The sequence below is a fragment of the Parasaccharibacter sp. TMW 2.1891 genome (assembly GCF_023337675.1).
Taxonomy (GTDB): Bacteria; Pseudomonadota; Alphaproteobacteria; order Acetobacterales; family Acetobacteraceae; genus Bombella; species Bombella apis.
The window spans coordinates 50,812-71,596 of record NZ_QORT01000002.1; the positions used below are offsets into that span (position 1 = coordinate 50,812).

The following is a 20,785-nucleotide window of genomic DNA, read 5'->3' on the forward strand; positions in this document are numbered from 1 at the left end:
GTCTGCTCCACGAAAACCTGACAGGTATCCCGTATCCATGCCAATGCCGATTCCTCTGCCGCCCATCACTCTGGGGACGGGCTGCGTGATTGATGACCCTGTCATCCTCGCTCCCATGTCCGGCGTCACGGACCTGCCGTTTCGCAGGCTGACCAGAGAGCTGGGAGCGGGGCTTGTCATTTCGGAGATGATCGCTTCATGGGCGATGGTACGGGAGAATGAGCGGACCCTGAGCATGGCCCGCAGCGCCGGGGCTGGTGGTGTCAATGCCGTACAGTTGGCGGGGTGTGACCCGCAGGCCATGGGAGAGGCAGCAAAGATCGCCGTGGCGGGTGGTGCGGATGTCGTGGACATCAATTTCGGCTGTCCGGTCAAGAAGGTGGCCATCGGCCAGATGGCCGGATCGTCCCTCATGCGGGATGAAGCTCTCGCCGCCCGCCTGCTGGAGGCGACAGTGAAGGCGGTGGATGTCCCCGTGACGCTGAAGATGCGGATGGGATGGGACCATGAGCATCTCAATGCTCCTGTCCTGGCCCGTATTGCCGAGGATGTCGGCATCCGCATGATCACGGTGCACGGTCGGACCCGCCAGATGTTCTACAATGGCCGGGCGGACTGGAAGTTTGTCCGCAGGGTCAAGGAGGCGGTGAGGCTTCCGGTGATCGTCAATGGTGACATCGTGAGCATGGCCTCGGCCCGTCAGGCCCTGGCGGATTCGGGGGCGGACGGCATCATGGTGGGGCGGGGCTGCTATGGGCGGCCCTGGTTCCTCGCCCAGCTGACCCAGTCCCTGCGGAGCGGCGTGGACGTGCCAGACCCCGATCTCGCAACGGAGAAAGAGATTGTCCTGAAACATTATCACATGATGATGGACCATTTTGGGGAGCGACCGGGCCTGCGCCTCGCCCGCAAGCATGTCTCCTGGTATTCCGCCGGTCTTCCGGGGTCGGCGGCATTCCGGGCGGAGGTGAACCGGCTGGATTCCGCTCCTGCTGTCATTGCTCTGCTGGAGCGGTTCTATGATGACGCCATCGCGGCTGGCATCGTGCGTGATCGGGAAGGGGCTCTTGCCCGGCATGTGGCGTGATGGGTGAGCCGACGGCCCGGGCAGTCCGTGCGCTGCGCCCGTTGTTCCTGCATGGTGCCAGCTCGCAGGAGCGTCTGGACGTGGCCCAGAGGATTCACGCCCACAGTTCCTGTGCAGGCGGAGCTTTTGTCGTTGCGGGGCTGACGGCTGTTCCCCGTGCCCTGCGGGAGGAGCGGCTGTTTGGTACGGCAGGCAATGGCTGGCTGGAGCAGGCCCGTGGCGGCACGCTTCTTCTGGATGAGCTGGATTGCCTGTGCCCGACACTCCAGAAGCGTTTTGCGGCTGTTCTGGCCCACAGGCCGCCGGCACGGCGGGAGGAGGCCGTGCGTATCGTGGTGGCCAGCCGGCATGACCAGGCGACCCTGTTGCGTCACGGAGGGCTGGAGGATGGCCTGCGGCACTGGCTGGCTTCCCTGCCGATGGAGCAGTGCCTCGGGCCGGAACGTCTGCGGGCCGTGCGGGCTCTTTCCGGTGACCGGAGCGGGGGGCTGGCAGCGATGTTCGAGCCGGTCATGCGCAGTTATGTACGGGCAGGGCTGGAGGCGGGCAGCTGCAACCTGCATGGCAGCGTGGTGGGAGCAGTGGAACGTCCCCTCATCACCATGGCCCTCCAGCATACGGGTGGGAATCAGCTCCGTGCCGCTGCTCTGCTGGGGTTGAACCGCAACACCCTGCGCAAGCGCATCAGGGAACTTCATATCGTTGTCCCCCGGCCCGGAGCGAAGCCGGGGGACCGTTGAGCAGGAAAGATACCGTGATGATCAGACGTCTTGCCAGCAGGATGCGGGCCTCTCTCGGGCGTCTGACCAGCCCTGATGGCGTGGTGGTGCTGACGGTCGTGGCGCTGGTCCTCACGTTCGTGACATTCATCGTCCTTGCGGGTGGTGTTTCACTGGCCCGGGTACCACGGGCGCAGGCCCTGCTTTTCCTGCTGGATTTCATCACGCTCATGCTCATCGGTGCTGCCGGGGTACGGCAGATCGGCCGGATGCTGGCCGCACGGCGCATGGGGCAGGCCGGGGCCCGGCTGCACAGCCAGCTTGTCATGCTGTTTGGCGTGGTGGCCGTGGCGCCTACACTGATGGTCGGTGCCCTTTCGGCCCTGTTCTTCCATTATGGTGTGGAGATCTGGTTTTCAAACCGGGTCAACACGGCCCTGAGCGAGGCCCGTTCCGTAGCGGCAGGATATCTGCGGGAGCATAATGAGAATACGAGGACAGAGGCCTTTGCCCTGGCCAACACGCTTCTGACAGTCCAGAACGACGAGATGTTCGCCCACGGGACGGACCTGTTCCACGACCAGCCACGCCTTCAGGCCCTGCTGGAAGATGAGGTGACGGAACGGGGACTGAATGATGCGATCATTTTCAATCCGATCACCTACAGGATCATCGCTACGGGGGGGCTCATGGCCATCCGGGCAGGGGACCCGGAAAAGGAGCTGCCGCCCCGGTCTGTGGCGGCCATGGCCAGAACAGGAGAAGTCGTGCTTCTGGACCAGCCAGAGGCGCAGCTGGTGCGGGGGGTTGTCTCGCTGGGGGGCAATTCTGGTCTCATGCTGGTCATTACCCGGCCAGTGGACCCGGACATCCTCCACCATATGACACGGACAGACACGCTGGTGCAGGATTATCAGCGGATGCTCAACAACCGTGGCAAGACCCAGCTGACACTCATCGTGATTCTGGCGCTGATGGGTCTGCTGGTGCTGGCGGTGGGAATGCTCAGCGGCCTGTCCCAGGCCAACAGGATCACCCGGCCCCTCAGCCTTCTGATCCGGGCAGCCCGTCGCATTTCCCGGGGGGATCTGACGGCACGGGTCCCTGTGGAAAGCCGTGGCCTTCGCGAGGATGAGCTGGTGGCCCTCTCCCGTGCCTTCAACCTGATGGCCAGCCAGTTGGCCAGCCAGCGTTCTGAGCTGATGCAGGCTTATGACCAGATTGACGAACGGCGGCGTTTCACGGAGACCGTTCTTGCTGGTGTGTCTGCCGGTGTGATCGGGCTGGACCATGACCAGACTGTCGAACTTCCCAATCGGGCTGCCTCCTCCATTCTTCAGCGGGACCTGGAACAGGCCAAGGGGTGCCCTCTGGTCGATCATGTGCCCGAATTCGCCACTCTGCTTCAGGCTGTGAAAGAGCATCCCGAGAAGGAGCATGGGGCTGAAATCCAGATCGATACTGAAAGTGCCCGGGCGCCGGGTGGGCCAGGAGGCGGGGGTGGTGCCGGAGCCGGACGGACCCTGCTCGTCTCTGCCGTGGCGGAGCAGAACGGGCATGAAGGCCGGGGGGGATATGTTGTCACCTTTGATGACATCACCCTCCTTCAGGTAGCCCAGCGCAAGGCCGCCTGGGCCGATGTGGCCCGTCGCATCGCCCATGAAATCAAGAATCCACTGACCCCCATCCAGCTGGCGGCTGAGAGGCTGAGACGGCGTTTTTACAGGGAGATTACCAGCGATCCGGAAATCTACGATCAGCTCATCAGCACGATCGTGCGGCAGGTAGGGGATATCGGGCGCATGGTGGATGAGTTCTCATCCTTTGCCCGTATGCCCCAGCCAGAGATGGCCGAGCATGACCTTGTCCGCCTGTGTCGTGAGGCGCTGTTCCTCCAGCAGAATGCCCATCCGGAGATAGCGTATCGGCTGGATGTCCCGGCTGGTGGGCCGGTCATGGTGCGGTGTGACCATCGCCTGATTGGTCAATCTCTTATCAACCTGCTACAGAATGCAGCAGATGCCATCCTGATGACAGGGCGGCGCCTGGGGGTGGACCAGCCCGTGCTGGGCTGGATTGTCCTCCGCTTGACGCTTGAGGATGAAGCGGCAATCATTGGTGTGGCTGATAACGGCGTGGGGCTGCCCGCTGGGGAGCATCAGCGTCTGACAGAGCCTTACGTGACCCACAAGGAGAAGGGGACCGGGCTGGGGCTGGCCATTGTTCACCGGGCGATGGAGGCCCATAAGGGGCGGCTGCACCTGCGGTCCCTGACAGAGGAAGAGCGCCGGGTGCTTGCCGGTACCGGAGATGTGGGAACGGCTGGCACCCTGGTGGCACTCATCCTCCCGCTGGTGGGCAGGGGGCTTGCAGCAGAGGGCGTGAGCAAAGCATGAAGGTATCCCATGGAGCATGAAATTCTGATCGTTGATGACGAGCCGGATATCCGCCTCCTGCTTGCCGGGATTCTGGAGGATGATGGCTACGTGACCTGTGGAGCTGCGGAGGCTGATGAGGCCATCCGGGTTTTCCGGGAGAATCGGCCCTCGCTGGTGATACTGGACATCTGGCTCCAGAACTCCCGTCTGGACGGCATGGCCCTGCTGCGTCTGTTCCGGGAGGAGCAGCCGGATGTGCCTGTCATCATGATTTCCGGGCACGGAACGATCGAGACGGCCGTCTCCAGCCTGCATCAGGGGGCTTATGATTTTCTGGAGAAGCCCTTCCAGTCGGACCGTCTTCTGGTCATTGTCCGTCGGGCGCTGGAGGCAGCCCGGCTGCGCAAGGAAAATGCCGAGCTGCGCCTGAGAGCCGGAGAGCAGAGCACGCTCATGGGCAACAGTGCGCTCGTCAATGCGCTGCGGGGGCAGATCAACCGTGTGGCCCCTACCAATTCCCGTGTTCTTATCACCGGCCCTGCCGGTGCGGGCAAGGAGGTGGTGGCCCGGCTCATCCACGCTGAATCCAAAAGGGCGGAGGGCCCTTTCGTGGTGCTGAACTGTGCCGCTTTGGCCCCGGAGCATCTGGAGGAAGAACTTTTCGGGGTTGAGGGAGCCGGTGACAGGCCGGGCCGTCCGGGCCTGCTGGAGCGTGCCCATCGGGGCACCCTGCTGTTGGATGAAGTGGCCGACATGCCGCTGGAGACACAGGGCAAGATCGTGCGGGCGCTTCAGGTCAATACGTTCGAGCGTCTGGGTGGCAATCACAGCGTGAAGGTGGATGTCCGGGTGCTGGCGACCACCAGCCGGGACCTTCAGGCTGAAATTGTCCGGCGCCGTTTCCGGGAGGACCTGTATTATCGGCTGGCCGTCGTGCCCCTTCAGGTTCCGGCTCTTTCGGAGCGACCAGAAGATATTCCGGTCATGGCGCAGCATTTTCTGGAACGTTGTGCCCGGTCTTCCGGCCTGCCGGTCCGGACACTTGCCGTGGATGCTCTGGCCTGTCTCCAGACTTACGAATGGCCGGGGAATGTGCGTGAGCTGCGGAACCTGATGGAACGGATGCTCATTCTGGCCCCCGGTGGGGATGGTGACACCCCGCACGTCATACGGGCAGACATGCTGCCAGAGGCAGTCCGGGAGGGGGCTCCTTCCATGACCTGCCTGACAGCTGGTGCTGATGTGATGAGCCTGCCTTTGCGGGAGGCTCGGGACCAGTTCGAGACACAGTATCTGCAGGTCCAGCTGATGCGTTTTGGTGGCAATATCAGCCGGACAGCCAATTTTGTCTGCATGGAGCGGAGCGCACTGCACCGCAAACTCAAGCAGCTTGGTGTAACACAGGAAGATCGGTCTGCTGCCCCGTCCGAACGTGACGGGCAGGGTGGGAAATGATGAAGGAATCCATGTCAGAACAGAGAACAGGCGACGTGCAGGAGCAGTTTCTGGCCCATGTGCAGCAGCGGGAAGAACCGGTGACGGTTTTTCTGGTCAATGGTGTCAAGCTTCAGGGGGTCATCACACGGTTTGATGGTCGCAGTGTGCTGCTCCGCCGGGACGGGCATGTGCAGCTCGTCTACAAACATGCGATCAGCACCATCATGCCCGTGGCGGCTCTTTCGGACCTGCCCTGACTGGTGCCTCTCTTCCGGGGGTGCTTGTGTCTGGCAGGGCTCCCTCCCATATGAGGCGGGCCTGAAGAAGGCCGATACAGGATTTTGAAGACAGGATGTTCCGGATTTGAGACGTCAGCCCAAGGAAACCGCCCGCAAGCCCACCCTCGCCGCCGTCATTCTCCCTGCGGAGAAGCAGGCCTTCACTGAAGGCCGAGCCGCAGAAGCCCGGCTGGAGGAGGCGGTGGGGCTCGCGGCCTCCATCGGGTTGGAGATCGTCCATACGGCCATTTATCCGCTGCGGACGAAGCGCCCGGCGACCCTCCTCGGTGCGGGGCAGCTGGAGGAGCTGACAGAGATCGTCAAGGCGGAGTCCGTGGGCGTGGTGGTGGTCGATGCCCGTCTTTCGCCCGCCCAGCAGCGCAACCTGGAAAAAGAGATGGGCTGCAAGGTGGTGGACCGGACCGGCCTGATTCTGGATATTTTCGGAGCCAGAGCTGCGACACGGGAGGGTGTGTTGCAGGTGGAGCTGGCGCATCTGGAATATCAGCGGTCCCGTCTTGTCCGGCTCTGGACGCATCTGGAGCGGCAGCGTGGTGGGTTCGGCTTCCTTGGTGGCCCGGGTGAAACGCAGATCGAGGCGGACAGGCGGATGCTGGATGAACGTCTGGTCAAGCTGCGGAAGGAGCTGGAGCAGGTCCGCCGGACCCGTGGTCTGCACCGCCATGCCCGTCGCAAGGTTCCGTTCCCGGTCGTGGCTCTGGTGGGGTATACCAATGCGGGAAAGTCCACCCTGTTCAATCGGATCACCGGGGCGGGTGTCCATGCGCAGGACCAGCTCTTCGCCACGTTGGACCCGACCATGCGGAACCTGACCCTGCCTTCAGGCCGTCGGGTCATCCTGTCCGACACGGTGGGATTCATCAGCGACCTGCCGACCGAGCTGATCGCCGCCTTCCGGGCGACGCTGGAAGAGGTGGCGGAGGCAGACATCATCCTGCATGTGCGTGATGTCGCCCATCCGGACAGTGCCTCCCAGCGGGAGGACGTGCTGTCCGTTCTGGGTGACATGACAGCCGACGGGATGCTGGATGAGGCGTGGCCGGAACGGACGATCGAGGTGCTGAACAAGGCCGATCTTCTGGGCGGTACGGAAGCCGTGCCCCGCCGTGAGGGCAGCGTGGCCGTGTCCGCCCTGACGGGGGAAGGGCTGCCGGACCTCATGGAGGCTCTGGATGCCTTCATGACACGGTCCATGAAGCAGTTTTCGGTGCAGGTTCCTGTCACGGATGGTGCCGCACTGGCATGGCTTCATGAGCATGGGGAGGTGATGGAACGGCTGGATGATGAGGAGAGACTGCATCTCCGGGTCCGTCTGTTCCCGGCGGATCAGCAGCGTTTTGTCCGGCAGTTTCCAGCCTTGCCCCTCATGCTGGAACAGGAGGGCTGATCATGAAAAACCCCGGCGAGGTCATCCTGCCGGGGTTTTCCGTATCCGGAGGCCGAGGTCGGGCCTCCTTCAGATGGTGAAAGCCTTTTCGTCGGACTGCTCGGTGAGGATGCCATGCTGGGCATGATCCAGCCCGCAGACGGTCACCTCCTTGCCGTGCTTGCGGAATTTCTCGACAATCTTCTCGAGGGCCTGCACGGCCGTGATGTCCCAGAAGCGCGCGTGGGAAAGGTCCAGCGTCACCCGGTGGGCATGGGTGGTGTAGGTCATGGCCTCGGCCATCAGGTCTGCTGAAGCAAAGAAGATCTGACCCTGTATGTGGTAGGTCAGTATGTCATGTTCTTCCGTGGAGCGGACCTGCACCAGCCGGGCCGTATGCCATGCAAAGAACAGGCCGGAGAGCAGGACGCCCACGAGCACGCCAGCCGCCAGATTGTGGGTCAGCACGACCACGCCGACGGTGACGAGCATCACGAGGCTGGTCAGCTTGGGGTGGTGGAAGAGGTCTTTCAGGCTGCCCCAGGCGAAGGTGCTGACGGACACCATGATCATGATGGCCACGAGGGCGGCGACCGGCACCCGGGCCACCCACGGGTGCAGCACGACCATCAGCAGCAGGAGGAAGGCCCCTGCCGTGAAGGTGGAGAGCCGCCCACGCCCGCCATAGCGCAGGTTGCCGACGGTCTGGCCGATCATGCCGCATCCGGCAATCCCGCCGAACAGGCCGACGAAAATGTTGGAGATTCCCAGCCCGGTACATTCTCTCTGTGGTGTGCCGTGCGTGTCCGTCAGGTCATCCACCACACTGGCAGTCATCAGGGATTCCAGCAGTCCGACAGCCGCCACGGCCAGGGCATACGGAAAGGTGATGGTGAGCGTTTCAGCATTCAGGGGAAGCTGTGGCAGGGTGAACTGCGGCAGGCCTGTCGGCAGGGCCCCGAGGTCCGCAATGGTACGGACCGGCATCGGATGGATGATGGTGATGGCCGTCAGTACGATGATGCAGATGAGCGGTGAGGGAATGGCCTTGGAGAGCCGGGGCAGAAGATAGATGATGACCAGCCCGATGATGATGAGCAGATGGGTCTGCCAGCTCACTCCCAGCATCTGCGGGACCTGTGCGGAAAAGATGAGAATGGCCAGGGCGTTGACGAAGCCGGTACGGACCTCGCTGGAGACGAAGCGCATCAGGGAGTGGAGGCGCAGCAGCCCGAAGATGACCTGCAGGCCCCCGGCCATCAGGGTGGCCAGCAGCATGTACTGGAGGCCATGGGCATGGACGAGCGGTGCCAGCACCAGGGCAACAGACCCGGCGGCCCCGGAGATCATGCCCGGCCTGCCTCCGAAGATGGCGATGGAAACGGAGATGACGAAGGAAGCGAACAGCGAGACGGCCGGTGACACGCCAGCAATGTAGGAAAAGGCGATGACTTCAGGAATGAGGGCGAACGTGCCCACCATGCCTGCCAATATTTCCCTGACGGGTCTTTGGGTCCATTGCTGGATGTAGGAATCACTGGCCATGAATGCGGCTGGTCCTTCTCTCTGTTGAGGCTGTGGGGCAGATACAAGGTTCTGCCATGGTCACCGTACTGGCGGCCCGGTGCGGCCAATTGTGCGGCAACTATAGGCGGCTGCCGGGAGGCTGTGAAGCATTGTGGCCATGTCGTACCGGATATCGGCCCATGATGGCGGGTTTTTCGGCCCGGAGGGGGTACGTCCTAAAAAAATATGACAAAAATGCTTTTGAGGGCTGGACGGCAGAAGCAGGATTTAATAAATGTCAGGTCGCTGTGTGGCGGATGTAGCTCAGTTGGTAGAGCGCCGGTTTGTGGTACCGGTGGTCGCGGGTTCGAATCCCGTCATTCGCCCCAGCATTTCCCCTAAAACGTGATGTCGAGTGACGCAGGCAGGCTCTCCTGAGCCTTTACTGGTCCTGCGTTGTGACACTCAGTACATGCAGCCGGTCGAATTTGGCCGTGTCGCTGCTGTCGCTCGGGATATGGGCCAGTTCCTCCAGAGAGAGCGGCCCGGTCTTGAAGGTGAGGGTCCGCCGTTCGGGTGCCAGCAGGAAATCCAGTACAGGGGCCAGAATGGGTTTCTGGAGGGCCAGAACATTGAAGCGGGGTGTAACGACATACCCCTGTTCGGCCATCATGGAGCCTTTTGGAGACTCCAGTGTGGGTTTGGCAGTGCCCGTTCCATCGGCTGGTTTGTCCGTTTCGGAGGAGGCTTCAGCCTGGTGGGTCAGGATGCCGTAATAGGAGAAGATGTCCAGCCCCTGCACGGTCAGCTCTGTCCCCAGGCATTGCCCAGCCTGGAGGAAGCGTGACACGCTGTCATCGCCCAGATGGAACGGATTGATGTCAGGCAGACTGAAGACCACGGACATCAGGGCGGGGCTGTCCTTGCCAAAAAGGGTACGGAGCTGGAGGGTCTCGTCCCATTCCCCCATCCTTTTCCGGGAGGTGGCAATGATGTGGTAATCCGTCGGCAGAGCCACGGGAGAGGCCAGCAGTGAGGGGGGGGGCGAGAGCCGGGTCGTCAGGCCGGACAGGTCTCCCTCCGTGCGGAGATCATCATTCTCTCCGGCCCGCCGCTCGCCTGCCAGATGGGTGAGGATGAGGGTCCGTCGCAGGTCTGTCCGGCTGAAGAGAAGGGACAGGCCGTTGATTTCCAGTTTGCCAGGCTTTTCCCACAGGGTTGCTGCCGGGTCCTGCCAGAATGTTTCTGCCGGGTTGCCTGCATGCTGGAAGGGGCGCTTCAGCCACTGGATGTAACCTTCTCTGGCTTCCAGATGCTGGAGGGCCAGATTCAGTTCCATGGGAGATTTGGCCCCGGGCGTGGCGTCCGTGTTCCCGGGCAGGAGGATCTGCTGCAATACTGGCGGGAAGAGGCTGTTTTTGCCGCCGGGGAGGGAAACGGAGAGGGACAGGCCGTTCATGAGTGTATGGACACGGAGTCCCTGCCCGTAGCCTTCAACGATCAGGTTGTCAGCCGACAGTGTTTTTATGGTGAACGGGCGTGCAACTGCGGAGCCAGCCGCAATGGGCGGGGCGTTTTCTGATGGTGAGACACGCAGTTTTGTCAGCTGCATCTGTTCAAAGCGCAGGGCTGTCACGTCTTCCGGTTCAAACGACATGATGGCTGCCAGGGAGCGCATGCTGTCCGCTTCGCCATGACCTTCATGCAGCGTTTCTGCCGAGGAGGGGATATGGAGGTGATGGAACGACGCTTCGTCTGCCGTGATGTGGTGTGTCTGGTCGGTATAGCTGGGTGAATCCAGCAGGAGGCTGGCCAGTCTCAGGGTTCCGCTGGAAAGCAGCTTGGGGTAGCCGAAACGGACACGCCGGGCGTGGAAATCTGTCGCCTGATAATGGAACGACACATCATACAGGGTCACCCCGCCAAGCAGGAATGCGGGCCGGACCTCGCTGTAATGAAAGTCCGCCCCGGCAGGCAGGGCAGCCCGGAACCGGTCCAGTGCGTGGGAAAGACGGATTCCGGCCTCGCGGTAGATGCCCAGTCCCCCCAGAATCAGGATGAGGAGGGCCAGACAGAGGGGAAGCCGTAACCGTTGCATGCTGCACTTACCTCACTTGGGCACTCTTGATATGCGAACCGGCACAATACCCTTTGGCAGAGGCATGAGCAAATGGGGATGGAGCTGTCTGCTGCCGGAAGGAGGCAGAAAGAAGGGATTATTTTGCGGTATTTTAATACCACATCATAAAAAATGGCTGTTCTCTGCCGCTTGTGGCGCAATGGTCCAGAATTAAAGGGCTTGACCTTTTTCCCGTCTCCCGCAATAACGCCCACATCCTGAATCTGTTTCCGGCTTTCAGGGTGTCTGGCCTCTTACGGAGCCGGCATCGTCGGGGCAGTCCTTTTCCTGATGCCGCATTGTCCGTGGCATCTCAAACTGGAAATGATACGTCATGAAGACCACACTTTCGCTGAAACCCGCGGAGGTGACGAGAAACTGGATCCTGATCGATGCCGAAGGGCTGGTTCTGGGCCGTCTCGCCACCATCATTGCCAACCGTCTGCGCGGCAAGCACAAGCCGCAGTACACCCCGCATGTTGATTGCGGTGATGCGGTTGTCGTCATCAACGCCGAGAAGATCGCCCTGACAGGCAACAAGGTCGGCCAGAAGCTCTTCCATTACCACACCGGCCATCCGGGTGGCATCAAGGAGCGCACCATCACTCAGCGTCTCGAGGGCAAGAACCCCGGTCAGGTCGTGGAGAAGGCTGTCGAGCGCATGATCACCCGTGGTCCGCTCCAGCGCGCCCAGATGAAGCACCTGTACGTCTATGCCGGCACGGAGCACCCGCATGAGGGTCAGAAGCCCGTCAAGCTGGACGTTGCTTCCCTGAACCGCAAGAATACCCTGAAACGTCAGTAAGGCCTGTCATCATGTCAGAAACTCAAGAGCGCCCCGCCGCCGAGCTTACCGGCACTTTGCAGGACCTGGCCAATGCGGCTCCTGCTGTTGCCAATGCAGCTCCCGTCTATGAAGCCAAGCGTGATGCGCAGGGCCGTTCCTACGCAACGGGCCGCCGTAAGGACGCCGTCGCCCGTGTGTGGATCAAGCCTGGCAAGGGTGAGATCACCGTCAACGGCCGCCCGGTCACGAACTATTTCGCACGCCCCGTGCTGCGCATGCTGATCACCCAGCCCTTCCTGCTGACAGATCGCTACAACCAGTTTGACGTGTATTGCACGGTCACTGGCGGTGGTCTTTCCGGTCAGGCTGGTGCGGTCCGTCACGGTATCTCCCGTGCCCTGACCCACTACGAGCCGGAGCTGCGTGGTGTGCTGAAGATGGCTGGCTTCCTGACGCGTGACAGCCGTGTCGTCGAGCGTAAGAAGTACGGTAAGGCCAAGGCCCGCCGTTCCTTCCAGTTCTCCAAGCGCTGATCTTTCAGCCATACGGAAAACTGGCCTGCGCCGGAAAAACCCTCACCCTGCCGGGTGGGGGTTTTTTTATGGTGCATGTCTGGCATTCATGAAATAAAGTTTCAAAAATATGGTCTTGAAAGACATAGTATTCCATATATTAGTCTCTTGACGGAACAGCACATAAATTCCGAAATGTGACATCTTTGAACCGACCGGGAAGGCAGGAAGCATCATGGCAGAGTTCAGCATTGAACGGACAGAGACCCCTACATCAGCCGAGCAGCGGCAGGCCCTGATGGTGGACCCAAAGTTCGGGCGTGTCTTTACGGACCATATGGCCATCATCCGTTATACGGATGAAAAGGGCTGGCATGACGCCAGAATTATTCCTCGTCAGCCTTTGCAGATCGACCCGGCATCGACCGTCCTGCATTATGGGCAGGAGATTTTCGAGGGGCTGAAAGCCTATCGTGGCAAGGGGGGGGCTGTTACGCTGTTCCGGCCGGAGGCCAATGCTGCCCGGTTTGCGGCGTCAGCCCGCCGCCTTTCCATGGCCGAGCTGCCGGAGGAGCTCTTCCTCGGGTCCATCAAGGCCCTGCTGAAGGTGGATCATGACTGGGTGCCCACCAATCCGGAGCAGAGCCTCTATCTGCGGCCGTTCATGATCTCCAATGAAGTGTTTCTTGGCGTGAAACGGGCCAATGAATATCTGTTCGTCGTGCTGGCCAGCCCTGTAGGGGGGTATTTCAGTGGTAATGGCAGCATCCCGGTCTGGGTGTCGGAGCAGTATACACGGGCGGCTCCCGGTGGCACGGGTGAGGCCAAATGTGGGGGCAATTACGCAGCCAGTCTGCTGCCCCAGCAGGAGGCGGCGGACCATGGCTGTAGCCAGGTGCTGTTCCTTGATGCGAAGGAACGCCGCTTCATTGATGAAATGGGCGGCATGAACGTCATGTTCGTCCGCAAGGATGGCAGTGTGGTCACACCACCGCTTGGTGGGACGATTCTGCGAGGCATCACGAGGGACAGCATCCTCAAGCTGGGCCGCAGGATGGGCCTGACCATGGTTGAGGAGCCTCTGGCCATAGATGATGTCTTCAGGGCTGCCGCTGCTGGTGAGATCACGGAGGCCTTTGCCTGCGGCACGGCGGCAGTCATTTCACCGATTGGCGAATTCCGCCGGGATGCTGGCTCCGTGGCATTTGGTGATGGGAAAACGGCTGGGCCGGTTACCATGAAGCTGCGCAACGCCCTGTGCGCTCTCCAGCGTGGTGAGGAAGCGGACCCGTTCGGCTGGGTTCATACCGTTTCCCTGTGAGGGAAGAGCGCAGGCCGGGTGTTGTCAGTCATCGCCCGGCAGGACTGTTTTCAGCCGCTGCCTGAGTGTTTCCATGAGGTCCGGGTCCTGTGGGGCTCCGGGCCTTTCCAGTTCCCGCTGCATGGCCTGAAGAATATCTGGCGTGGCGTCCTTTACGGCCATGCGCCAGTAGCGCAGAGCATCTTCCGGCTGCCCCATACCCATCAGGGCGGTAGCATAATTATGCTGCCCCCGGTAATCGCCTCCGTCAGCAGAGCGCTGATACCATTCCAGAGCGGCAAGGGGATTGGCGGGGGTCTCCCATCCCTCCTCAATGAAACGGGCCAGCAGGTTCATGGACTTCGCATGGCCTCGCAGAGCTGCCCGACGGAAGAGAAGGAAGGCGGTTCGCCGGTCTGCCTGCACTCCCAGGCCCCGCATGTGGCAGATGCCGAGATTGTAGATGCCCCACAGGTCATCCAGCTGCGCAGCCCGGCTGTAATGGCGGACAGCTTCTGTCAGATCCAGCGGGCACCCCCAGCCGAACTGTGAACAGCGGCCCAGCATGTTGTGGGCCGGGCCATAACTGGCAGAAGCCGCAATGGTGAACCACTCCCGTGCTTTGTCCACATCCCGGGGGACATACTCGCTGTCCAGCAGGGCTTTCCCCCAGAGAACCTGCTCCAGTACATGGCCGTTCCGTGCCTTCTGGTAGATTTCTGCAAGATTGTCCGGCAGGTCAGGTTTTCGTGGCCGACAGGCTGAAGAGTCGGTGAAGAACTGGTTAAGCCGGTTGAAAACCATGATGTTCCTTAACTCTGTTGAACTGGAGGGACTATGGAGGAATTCCTCGTCTGTTGGGATTATCCAGCCATTCTGCGATCTGATCAATGAAATCCCAGACGTCTCCTTGTTCTGGTCTGACATAGCCATCTGTATTTGGATCATCTCCCATTTTCTCAAATGCAGAGACCAGCCATTTTGAACCGTGGCCAGGTATGTTCAGATCAGGCAGCCATGCCTCCAGTTCTCCGTGGGGAATGATGAAAATACCGTAATCTTTCCAGTAAGTAATATGCTCTTTGGAAAAGACGAGGTCATCTTCATCAAGAAGATTTATTCCTCCATTTGTTTTGTAATTTTCATTTTTCTGGCGCAATTTTTCATCTATTTTTTTTCTCTCCATTCTTATTGTATCTTCTCTCGCTGTTGGGATATGTGAGGCCTTCAAGAACTTGTTCAGTTCGTTGTTTCCACACTTGAAAAAATCAATATCGCATATGGCTGCTGCTGGTATGCCTATTTTTCTTAACGGAGCCATTATTTCAGGAATGGTCTGTTTGTTCTGAGCATTCAGGAAGAGACAGTTGGGTACCCCTCTCCCAACTTCCAGCAGACGTTCATTGATTTCCTGATAGAAGGCCCGATCTGAGTCAGCTTCAGTTATGATGACACTTTCATAGAAGAGTCCCTCCATTACACCTGTCGAACGCAGTAAAGGTTTCTTCATTAGATCGGATAGTTGATTATTATCAAGTATTCGGGCAGTGGCATGATTTTTATGGTATGTCAGTCTGACTATGCTTATTGGGACGGCAGCCTGTATGCATCCCATGAGAAAGTGGGGACTGTGCGTGGCTGCAAACATTTGCTTGTTTTCAGCATTCTGCTGAAGCTGTTTTGCTATTTCAAGTCCTAGTTTGAAAGCAAGAGGCGGGTGTAAAAAGGCCTCGGGTTCATCCATTATCAGGAGATGGGGATCCCCTGCCATTATTTCGGACAGGATGCCGACAAAGGCTTTGGCCCCGTCACTTGCCTCCGTAAGTAGCTGGGCCTCTTTATGAAAGGTAACGGATGGCGTGTCCAGGCCCTTCTCTATTTCATCGCTGGGAGGGGGGGCAGGAGACAGTCTTAAACGAAGTTTTCCCCCCAGTGTTGGATCAATTACAACGTGATATTTTAGGGATTGGAAAATTACCTCACGAAATTTCTTTCGTAATTCGTTATTCTGAAAAAGTTTCTGGAAACTGGATACCGGATCTTTCTGAAGGTCGCCCATGTCTTGGTTTTCGATGAGGTTCGTGCGGCCTTTTCCGTCAAGAAATATTGTACGTGAAGATAGATAAAAAGAAGGTAAGTTGTTACTATGCTGTGGTAGGTTTTGGTGCTTCTTTAAAGCATCAAAAGCGTATTTGATATGTAATTTTCCTGAACCATTCTTGGTGAACACTGAGGCATTATTTTTGTAAGCTTCGTCTACTTCTTCACGGGAAGTGAGAGGTGTTTCTCTAATGAATGTTTCGTATATTTCATCATCCGTTATATCTGAAAATAGGGCTTCTTCCATTATCACCCGGTCACGGTACTGGTCTTTTATTTCTCCAAGTATCCTGCTTTTTCCTGAATTGTTGGGACCAACAAAAATTGTGATCTTGTCTGGTCTGAATTCTAGTGGTGGCTCCCCGGCACCGGATCCAAACTTGAGTTTTATGCTTTCGATCATGACAATATCATCGTGTTTTCATGAGGAAACGTTTTTCCCCGGGAAGCTGATTATAGCATCCTTCAAAGATCGACAGGAATGCTTTTGCGGAAATGAAGCCCTCCCGCCTTCTCTGGTGCGCGCTGCGGGACTTGAACCCGCACGTTCTGACCGAACTCGAGATTTTAAGTCTCGTGCGTCTACCATTCCGCCAAGCGCGCAGAGGAAGCGGGCGTTTTATATCATGGCCAGCAGATGAGCACCATTCTGTGAAAGCCATTTTTCAGCTTTTTTGCGGCCCGGCTGTCCGCCCGGGGCGTATTGGTCCACAAGCGCCCAGAAGGCCGGCCCATGGTTGAAATGGCGCAGATGGGCGAGCTCATGCACCATCACGTAGGTGTAGATGTCCGGCGGAGCCATGATGAGCCGCCAGCTGAGCATGATGCGCCCTTGCCTTGTGCAGCTGCCCCAGCGGCTTTTGACATCCCGCAGGCTGAATTTTGCTGGTGAGGCCTCCATACGGAGGCTCTGTTGCCGGAAGAGGGGCGGGAACAGGCTTTCGGCACGGCGCTTCAGAAAGGAGAGCAGATGGCGGGCATGTTCTTCGGGAGGGTGGCCCACATGCAGCCCTTTGTCTGTCAGGCGTGTACGGCCATCCAGTATTATGGTGGGGAGGATGGGAATGGCCTGCCCCTCCAGCCATATCTGGCCCTGATCGACTGCCGGAGGAGGGAGGTCTGCCATGGCCTGTGCCAGCCATTGTGACTGGCTCTGGAGGAAGCGCAGCCCCTGTTGGCGGGTGGCTCCGGCAGGGAGGGTGATGACAATGGCCCGTCGGCGGAGGTCCAGACGGAGAATGATCCGCCGGGCCCGGGAGGACATGCGCCAGAGAACGGGTGGAAGAAGCACGGGAGTGTCAGCTGTTACCATTCTGACGGAGCGCAACGCAGGGTGGGGCGCCCTCCGGCCAGGTACCGGGCCAGTCGGCGATGTGGTTTTCCAGCAGGCCGGCCCGGCGTTCGCTGATGCAGCGGCCACTGGCCGAGGCGCCGGCCTTCAGCACGGTGTCGTCCGTTCCACTGCGAAGGGGATGCCATTCCGGCAGGTCGAACCCGTCCCGCAGGAGGCGATAGGCGCAGCTCGGGGGCAGCCAGTCGATGTCGTCCAGCAGGGCCGGGGTCAGGGAGATGCAGTCCGGAATTTTTTTCTGGCGTCGCTCATAGTCGGTGCAGCGGCATGTCTGGGTATCAAGGAGACGGCAGGAAACGTCCGTCCAGATGATCTCATCGGTGTCTTCGTCCCGCAGCTTGTTCAGGCAACAGCGGCCACAGCCGTCACAGAGAGATTCCCATTGGCTGGCTGTCATGTCCTGAAGGGAAGTGGTCCGCCAGAAGGGAAGGTGATCTGTCATCGTGTGGTCTGTTCTGTCGTCAGGGGCCTGGAAAGAGGAGTGTGGGTGAGCCATGCGTTAAAGCGCTCACTCAGCAGCAGCTCATGTGTTGCCCAGAAACCGTCGCTGATTTCAAGTGATTCGGCAGGAATGGGGGAAGGAGGATAGGGCAGGTGTGGTGGGTTCTTCAGCAGGAGGGTGCGGATTTCGTTGGCCTGCTCAGTGGGCAGTGTCGCCGGAATTGCCCACATGGCGGGACTGTACAGAACGTTGCCCATCTCTGCCTGATAAGGTCGCACCAGTGTGTTCCTTGCCTTGGGAGAGAGAATGATGGCGCCGGGGGTGATTCCCATCAGCACGGCCTGTTTCTGGAGGATATGGTAGGCCTCGGAGGGAGAGCGCCACCAGATTATGTAGGGCCGCAGCTGGTTGAGCTTGTGGAAGGCCCGGTCGATCCCTGCCGGGGTGGAGAGCTGGGCGTAGACCTGGTTGGGGGGGACGCCATCGGCCAGCAGGGCAATCTCCAGCGTCATGCGGGGGCCCTGGAAGAAGGCTCGCTGTCCGGGATAGCGGGCAACATCCCACAATGTTGGCCAATGTGGTGGGGTGGTGATGCGGGATGTATCCCAGAAGAGGACATTGCGGAAAAAACCGGCCGGCCGACCACAACGGCCCAGGGCATGGAGGGGCTGCAACCAGGCTCGTGCACAGGCGATGGCCGATTCCGTGCTGTTCAGCATGATGGCCTGTACGGTCTGTGGATAGGCAAGGGCCTGCTGTTCTATTTCGTCCAGTCCACGTCCTTCACGGCTCAGGAAAGCAAGATTCATGGAGGTGGAATCACGCAGTATCGGGCCGATGAGATCATGCTCTGGAATGGCCCAGTAATAGGTCCTGTCCTGTGGGGCAGGGTCGGTCTGTGTGCTGGCCGCATCCGCCATGGCGGAGACAGGGGCTGCGCCAGCCATGGCTGTGAGGGCCAGACAGAGTGCAGGCAAACGCCCGATGGATGGATGAATTTTGTCCAGGAACTGCCTGACAGGACAAACCGCCCGCATGATGGAACGGAACAGACGGTGCCCCGTGTGGGGCAGTGAGGGGTGTTTCTGGCAGCTCCGGGGGCGGACTGTTTTCATGACGTAGCGGCACCGTACGGACTTGAGGTGGCGGTGGGATTCAATGGACAGGATAAATGCATGGAAGTGGTTGAGATGAAAGGATATTACATGATGATTCTTGAAACTTCGTTACAGAGGGGAGAAGAAAAAAGAATCAGAACATCTTTATGCCTTTTTTTCTTGATAGAATAGGGAAATATTTTCCATTCAACCTTTAATGAGGGGTGGGTAGCGCCGCTTCGTGAGGTGCTTTGGCTTTTTCCCGTGCAGTGCTATAGGTGAGGGAATGGTCGGTGGAGGGGTGTGTTCTGTCCTCCCTCTGGCAAGGGCCTTGGTGTTTTTCATGAATCTGGAAGGGGCAGCAGTCGTATCATGAATGGTCTACTGGAACTTGGTCAGGCAGTGCTCGCTGCCCAGGGAAAAATTTTCAGGGAATGTGCAAAACGGCACGGTATCCGGCTGTGCTTCCTTGTTGTGGCTCTCGTGTTTCTCGGCTTTGCAGCCATTACCCTGCACGGAGTGTTCTGGGCCTTTTTCAGGCAGGTCTGCCATCTGGGTCTTCTGCTGTCTGCTACCTGTGTACTGGGGATAGACCTGCTGTTCTTCATCATTTTCCTGCTTCTGGCGGTGCGTGCCGGTCATTCCGGCCTGGCAGAGGCCCGCGCCCGCATGGAGCGGGACAGGAAGATGCATGAGCTGAAGCAGAGCTTTGCGTTGACGTCCCTGCTTGGTCTCGCCAGTGGTCCGGTGGGCCGTTATGCGGGTGGGCAGGCATGGCGTATGGCCAAAGGTGTCTTCACACGCCGGAAAAAGTGATTTTGTCGGTTCCATAGGCATATGAGACAAAAGAAGCGGCCTTCAGGGGCCGCTTCTGCTATGGGCTTTCTGTTTCCAGGTGGGTTTCATCTGGTCAGACGCCTGTAATTGACGTTAAGAAGTGGTAAGAGCTGCTTCTGCCTCTGTGGTTGAAACGGGAAGATGGCCTGGCGGTGGTGCCGTGTCGTCCTCTGGATGGATACCCGGCATGGTACCTTCGGGAGGAAGCAGAGTCCGGCCCGTCTGGACGGACACCGGGCCTTTTGCAGGTGCGATAGGGAACAACGTGAGCAAAGCATCAGACACATCACCCGCACGGTCCCGTTCTTTCGGGGATTGCGGCGCATGATGCTTTCGGAAGTCAGCCTCTGCGGAGTGTTCGTTTCTCCAATAGCTGTTTATGCTGTCTGCGCAGTGCTGGTGACTCTGGCCCTGCGCTATGTGTTGTGGCGTCTCGGAGCATTGGGCTGGTTCTGGCATGTCGCCCTGTTCGAGATTGCCCTGTATGTCTGTGTTCTCTGTCTTCTGGTTATTTTCGTCTGAGGTGGAGCGGGGGTATGAACTGGTTTCGGCGTCTTGTACGTCCATTGCTGACACTGATCATCATCGCTCTGGCTATTGGTCTGGGGTATGTCGTGTGGGACCTTTATGTCCTTGATCCCTGGACACGTGATGGTCGTGTCCGTGTTTACGTCGTTACGGCCACGCCTGAAGTGTCGGGAACGGTCGTATCTGTTCCGGTTGTGGACAACCAGTTCGTTCATAAGGGGGATCCGCTTTTCACGGTGGATCCACTGCGTTTCAGGCTCAGGATCGATGAGGCACGGGCCCGTCTGGCGGGTGTGACGGAAGATTACAAGCTGAGCGTCATGAATGCGAAGAGGCGGCGCGGGCTTGGTGGCGTCGTGTCCCGTGAGGAACAGGATGTGTTCGACTCCGAGATGGAAGTACGCCGGGCACGGCTGGAAGAAGCCCGGTCTGCCCTCGATACGGCCCTGCTCAATCTCCAGCGTTCCACGGTCTATTCTGCCGTGGATGGCTACGTGACCAATCTCAATCTGCGTGTCGGTGATTATGTGACGGCTGGACAGTCCCGCATGGCCGTGATCGATGCGAACAGCTATTGGGTCTATGGTTATTTTGAAGAAACCAAGATGCATGGTGTGCATGTTGGTGATGAGGCCCGTATCAAGCTCATGGGATATCGTCATGTCCTGCGGGGGCATGTCGTCAGTATTGGCCGAGGCATCAATGATGCAAACGGCATGTCGGACAGGCTCGGCCTGCCAGATGTGAATCCGATCTTCACATGGGTAAGGCTGGCTCAGCGTATTCCCGTGCGTATTGAAATTGATGAGATGCCGCCAGAGGTCATTCTGTCTGCAGGCATGACAGCCACCGTGGCGGTGGGGAAGGCAAAAGCCGGAGGCAGGGGGCTGTTGACGACATGGCTGCAGGATCACCTGTGA

General features: G+C 59.2%; 19 protein-coding genes and 2 tRNA genes. 13 read left to right on the plus strand and 8 right to left on the minus strand.

The genetic code is table 11. The features are described from left to right. Positions 1 to 37 precede the first annotated feature (37 nt). From dusB to hflX, 6 genes are all read left to right on the plus strand, one after another. Positions 38 to 1,087 carry a tRNA dihydrouridine synthase DusB gene (gene dusB / locus DTJ15_RS05690; RefSeq protein ID WP_249109639.1) on the plus strand — a complete coding sequence of 350 codons (1,050 nt, stop codon included), beginning with the start codon at positions 38 to 40 and terminating at the stop codon, positions 1,085 to 1,087. After that, on the plus strand, positions 1,087 to 1,827 hold the full coding sequence (locus tag DTJ15_RS05695; protein ID WP_043558012.1) for a helix-turn-helix domain-containing protein: 741 nt from the start codon (positions 1,087 to 1,089) through the stop codon (positions 1,825 to 1,827). Before dusB ends, DTJ15_RS05695 begins: the two co-directional genes overlap by 1 nt. 17 nt (positions 1,828 to 1,844) lie before the next feature. Then, the gene (locus tag DTJ15_RS05700; RefSeq protein WP_081562827.1) at positions 1,845 to 4,202 is read left to right on the plus strand and encodes an ATP-binding protein; all 2,358 of its coding nucleotides are present in this window, start codon (positions 1,845 to 1,847) and stop codon (positions 4,200 to 4,202) included. A 9-nt stretch (positions 4,203 to 4,211) separates the two neighbouring features. Next, entirely contained in the window at positions 4,212 to 5,639 is a 1,428-nt protein-coding gene (locus tag DTJ15_RS05705) for a sigma-54 dependent transcriptional regulator (RefSeq protein ID WP_248630674.1), read from the plus strand. Between the two features lie 11 nt (positions 5,640 to 5,650). After that, positions 5,651 to 5,878 carry an RNA chaperone Hfq gene (gene hfq / locus DTJ15_RS05710; RefSeq protein WP_081563414.1) on the plus strand — a complete coding sequence of 76 codons (228 nt, stop codon included), beginning with the start codon at positions 5,651 to 5,653 and terminating at the stop codon, positions 5,876 to 5,878. 106 nt (positions 5,879 to 5,984) lie between these two features. Continuing rightward, a complete protein-coding gene (gene hflX, locus DTJ15_RS05715; protein ID WP_249085865.1) occupies positions 5,985 to 7,307 on the plus strand; it encodes a GTPase HflX in 1,323 nt (440 codons plus the stop codon). A 69-nt stretch (positions 7,308 to 7,376) separates the two neighbouring features. On the opposite strand, the gene DTJ15_RS05720 is transcribed toward hflX, so the two are convergent. Next, positions 7,377 to 8,831 (minus strand): SulP family inorganic anion transporter, encoded by a 1,455-nt coding sequence (locus DTJ15_RS05720; protein ID WP_043558022.1) that lies wholly within the window; start codon positions 8,829 to 8,831, stop codon positions 7,377 to 7,379. A gap of 274 nt (positions 8,832 to 9,105) precedes the next feature. Here DTJ15_RS05720 and DTJ15_RS05725 point away from each other — a divergent pair. Next, positions 9,106 to 9,181 (plus strand) — tRNA-His (locus tag DTJ15_RS05725). A gap of 53 nt (positions 9,182 to 9,234) precedes the next feature. Here DTJ15_RS05725 and DTJ15_RS05730 read toward each other — a convergent pair. After that, positions 9,235 to 10,890, minus strand: coding sequence for a hypothetical protein (locus DTJ15_RS05730; protein WP_249089514.1), 1,656 nt, complete (start codon positions 10,888 to 10,890; stop codon positions 9,235 to 9,237). A 355-nt stretch (positions 10,891 to 11,245) separates the two neighbouring features. Here DTJ15_RS05730 and rplM point away from each other — a divergent pair, with 355 nt between their 5' ends. From rplM to DTJ15_RS05745, 3 genes are all read left to right on the plus strand, one after another. Then, a complete protein-coding gene (rplM, locus tag DTJ15_RS05735) occupies positions 11,246 to 11,716 on the plus strand; it encodes a 50S ribosomal protein L13 (RefSeq protein ID WP_043558027.1) in 471 nt (156 codons plus the stop codon). 11 nt (positions 11,717 to 11,727) lie between these two features. Continuing rightward, positions 11,728 to 12,231 carry a 30S ribosomal protein S9 gene (rpsI, locus tag DTJ15_RS05740; RefSeq protein WP_043558030.1) on the plus strand — a complete coding sequence of 168 codons (504 nt, stop codon included), beginning with the start codon at positions 11,728 to 11,730 and terminating at the stop codon, positions 12,229 to 12,231. Between the two features lie 214 nt (positions 12,232 to 12,445). After that, positions 12,446 to 13,531, plus strand: a complete 1,086-nt coding sequence (locus tag DTJ15_RS05745) for a branched-chain amino acid aminotransferase (RefSeq protein WP_249109640.1) — start codon at positions 12,446 to 12,448, stop codon at positions 13,529 to 13,531. Between the two features lie 24 nt (positions 13,532 to 13,555). On the opposite strand, the gene DTJ15_RS05750 is transcribed toward DTJ15_RS05745, so the two are convergent. From DTJ15_RS05750 to DTJ15_RS05775, 6 genes are all read right to left on the minus strand, one after another. Then, positions 13,556 to 14,314 carry a tetratricopeptide repeat protein gene (locus tag DTJ15_RS05750; protein WP_249109641.1) on the minus strand — a complete coding sequence of 253 codons (759 nt, stop codon included), beginning with the start codon at positions 14,312 to 14,314 and terminating at the stop codon, positions 13,556 to 13,558. A 31-nt stretch (positions 14,315 to 14,345) separates the two neighbouring features. Next, positions 14,346 to 16,013 (minus strand): ATP-dependent endonuclease, encoded by a 1,668-nt coding sequence (locus DTJ15_RS05755; RefSeq protein ID WP_249109642.1) that lies wholly within the window; start codon positions 16,011 to 16,013, stop codon positions 14,346 to 14,348. 113 nt (positions 16,014 to 16,126) lie between these two features. Beyond that, positions 16,127 to 16,213, minus strand: a tRNA-Leu gene (locus tag DTJ15_RS05760). Positions 16,214 to 16,229: 16 nt separating this feature from the next. Then, positions 16,230 to 16,901: a M48 family metallopeptidase gene (locus DTJ15_RS05765; protein ID WP_166651578.1), complete on the minus strand. Its 672-nt coding sequence runs from the start codon at positions 16,899 to 16,901 to the stop codon at positions 16,230 to 16,232. 7 nt (positions 16,902 to 16,908) lie between these two features. Then, positions 16,909 to 17,403 (minus strand): YcgN family cysteine cluster protein, encoded by a 495-nt coding sequence (locus tag DTJ15_RS05770; protein WP_043558037.1) that lies wholly within the window; start codon positions 17,401 to 17,403, stop codon positions 16,909 to 16,911. Next, the gene (locus DTJ15_RS05775) at positions 17,400 to 18,518 is read right to left on the minus strand and encodes an extracellular solute-binding protein (protein WP_227656498.1); all 1,119 of its coding nucleotides are present in this window, start codon (positions 18,516 to 18,518) and stop codon (positions 17,400 to 17,402) included. The genes DTJ15_RS05770 and DTJ15_RS05775 overlap by 4 nt, the downstream gene beginning before the upstream one ends. 354 nt (positions 18,519 to 18,872) lie before the next feature. Between DTJ15_RS05775 and DTJ15_RS05780 the strand changes: the two genes are divergently transcribed. The 3 genes from DTJ15_RS05780 to DTJ15_RS05790 all read left to right on the plus strand — a co-directional run bounded on the left by DTJ15_RS05780 (position 18,873) and on the right by DTJ15_RS05790 (position 20,785). Next, positions 18,873 to 19,316: a hypothetical protein gene (locus DTJ15_RS05780; RefSeq protein ID WP_043558039.1), complete on the plus strand. Its 444-nt coding sequence runs from the start codon at positions 18,873 to 18,875 to the stop codon at positions 19,314 to 19,316. A 348-nt stretch (positions 19,317 to 19,664) separates the two neighbouring features. Continuing rightward, complete coding sequence (locus DTJ15_RS05785; protein ID WP_043558458.1) at positions 19,665 to 19,859, plus strand: DUF1656 domain-containing protein; 195 nt, start codon at positions 19,665 to 19,667, stop codon at positions 19,857 to 19,859. Between the two features lie 14 nt (positions 19,860 to 19,873). After that, entirely contained in the window at positions 19,874 to 20,785 is a 912-nt protein-coding gene (locus DTJ15_RS05790) for an HlyD family secretion protein (protein ID WP_043558041.1), read from the plus strand.

What these genes read in the sequence shown, in the direction of transcription:
- DTJ15_RS05700 (WP_081562827.1), top strand. Translation starts at nt 1,845, where the DNA reads ATGATCAGACGTCTTGCCAGCAGGATGCGGGCCTCTCTCGGGCGTCTG.
- dusB (WP_249109639.1), top strand. Translation starts at nt 38, where the DNA reads ATGCCAATGCCGATTCCTCTGCCGCCCATCACTCTGGGGACGGGCTGC.
- DTJ15_RS05780 (WP_043558039.1), top strand. Translation starts at nt 18,873, where the DNA reads ATGAATGGTCTACTGGAACTTGGTCAGGCAGTGCTCGCTGCCCAGGGA.
- DTJ15_RS05720 (WP_043558022.1), bottom strand. Translation starts at nt 8,831, where the DNA reads ATGGCCAGTGATTCCTACATCCAGCAATGGACCCAAAGACCCGTCAGG.
- DTJ15_RS05730 (WP_249089514.1), bottom strand. Translation starts at nt 10,890, where the DNA reads ATGCAACGGTTACGGCTTCCCCTCTGTCTGGCCCTCCTCATCCTGATT.
- DTJ15_RS05785 (WP_043558458.1), top strand. Translation starts at nt 19,665, where the DNA reads ATGCTTTCGGAAGTCAGCCTCTGCGGAGTGTTCGTTTCTCCAATAGCT.
- DTJ15_RS05775 (WP_227656498.1), bottom strand. Translation starts at nt 18,518, where the DNA reads ATGAAAACAGTCCGCCCCCGGAGCTGCCAGAAACACCCCTCACTGCCC.
- DTJ15_RS05745 (WP_249109640.1), top strand. Translation starts at nt 12,446, where the DNA reads ATGGCAGAGTTCAGCATTGAACGGACAGAGACCCCTACATCAGCCGAG.
- DTJ15_RS05695 (WP_043558012.1), top strand. Translation starts at nt 1,087, where the DNA reads ATGGGTGAGCCGACGGCCCGGGCAGTCCGTGCGCTGCGCCCGTTGTTC.
- DTJ15_RS05705 (WP_248630674.1), top strand. Translation starts at nt 4,212, where the DNA reads ATGGAGCATGAAATTCTGATCGTTGATGACGAGCCGGATATCCGCCTC.
- hfq (WP_081563414.1), top strand. Translation starts at nt 5,651, where the DNA reads ATGTCAGAACAGAGAACAGGCGACGTGCAGGAGCAGTTTCTGGCCCAT.
- DTJ15_RS05770 (WP_043558037.1), bottom strand. Translation starts at nt 17,403, where the DNA reads ATGACAGATCACCTTCCCTTCTGGCGGACCACTTCCCTTCAGGACATG.
- DTJ15_RS05750 (WP_249109641.1), bottom strand. Translation starts at nt 14,314, where the DNA reads ATGGTTTTCAACCGGCTTAACCAGTTCTTCACCGACTCTTCAGCCTGT.
- DTJ15_RS05790 (WP_043558041.1), top strand. Translation starts at nt 19,874, where the DNA reads ATGAACTGGTTTCGGCGTCTTGTACGTCCATTGCTGACACTGATCATC.
- rplM (WP_043558027.1), top strand. Translation starts at nt 11,246, where the DNA reads ATGAAGACCACACTTTCGCTGAAACCCGCGGAGGTGACGAGAAACTGG.
- rpsI (WP_043558030.1), top strand. Translation starts at nt 11,728, where the DNA reads ATGTCAGAAACTCAAGAGCGCCCCGCCGCCGAGCTTACCGGCACTTTG.
- DTJ15_RS05755 (WP_249109642.1), bottom strand. Translation starts at nt 16,013, where the DNA reads ATGATCGAAAGCATAAAACTCAAGTTTGGATCCGGTGCCGGGGAGCCA.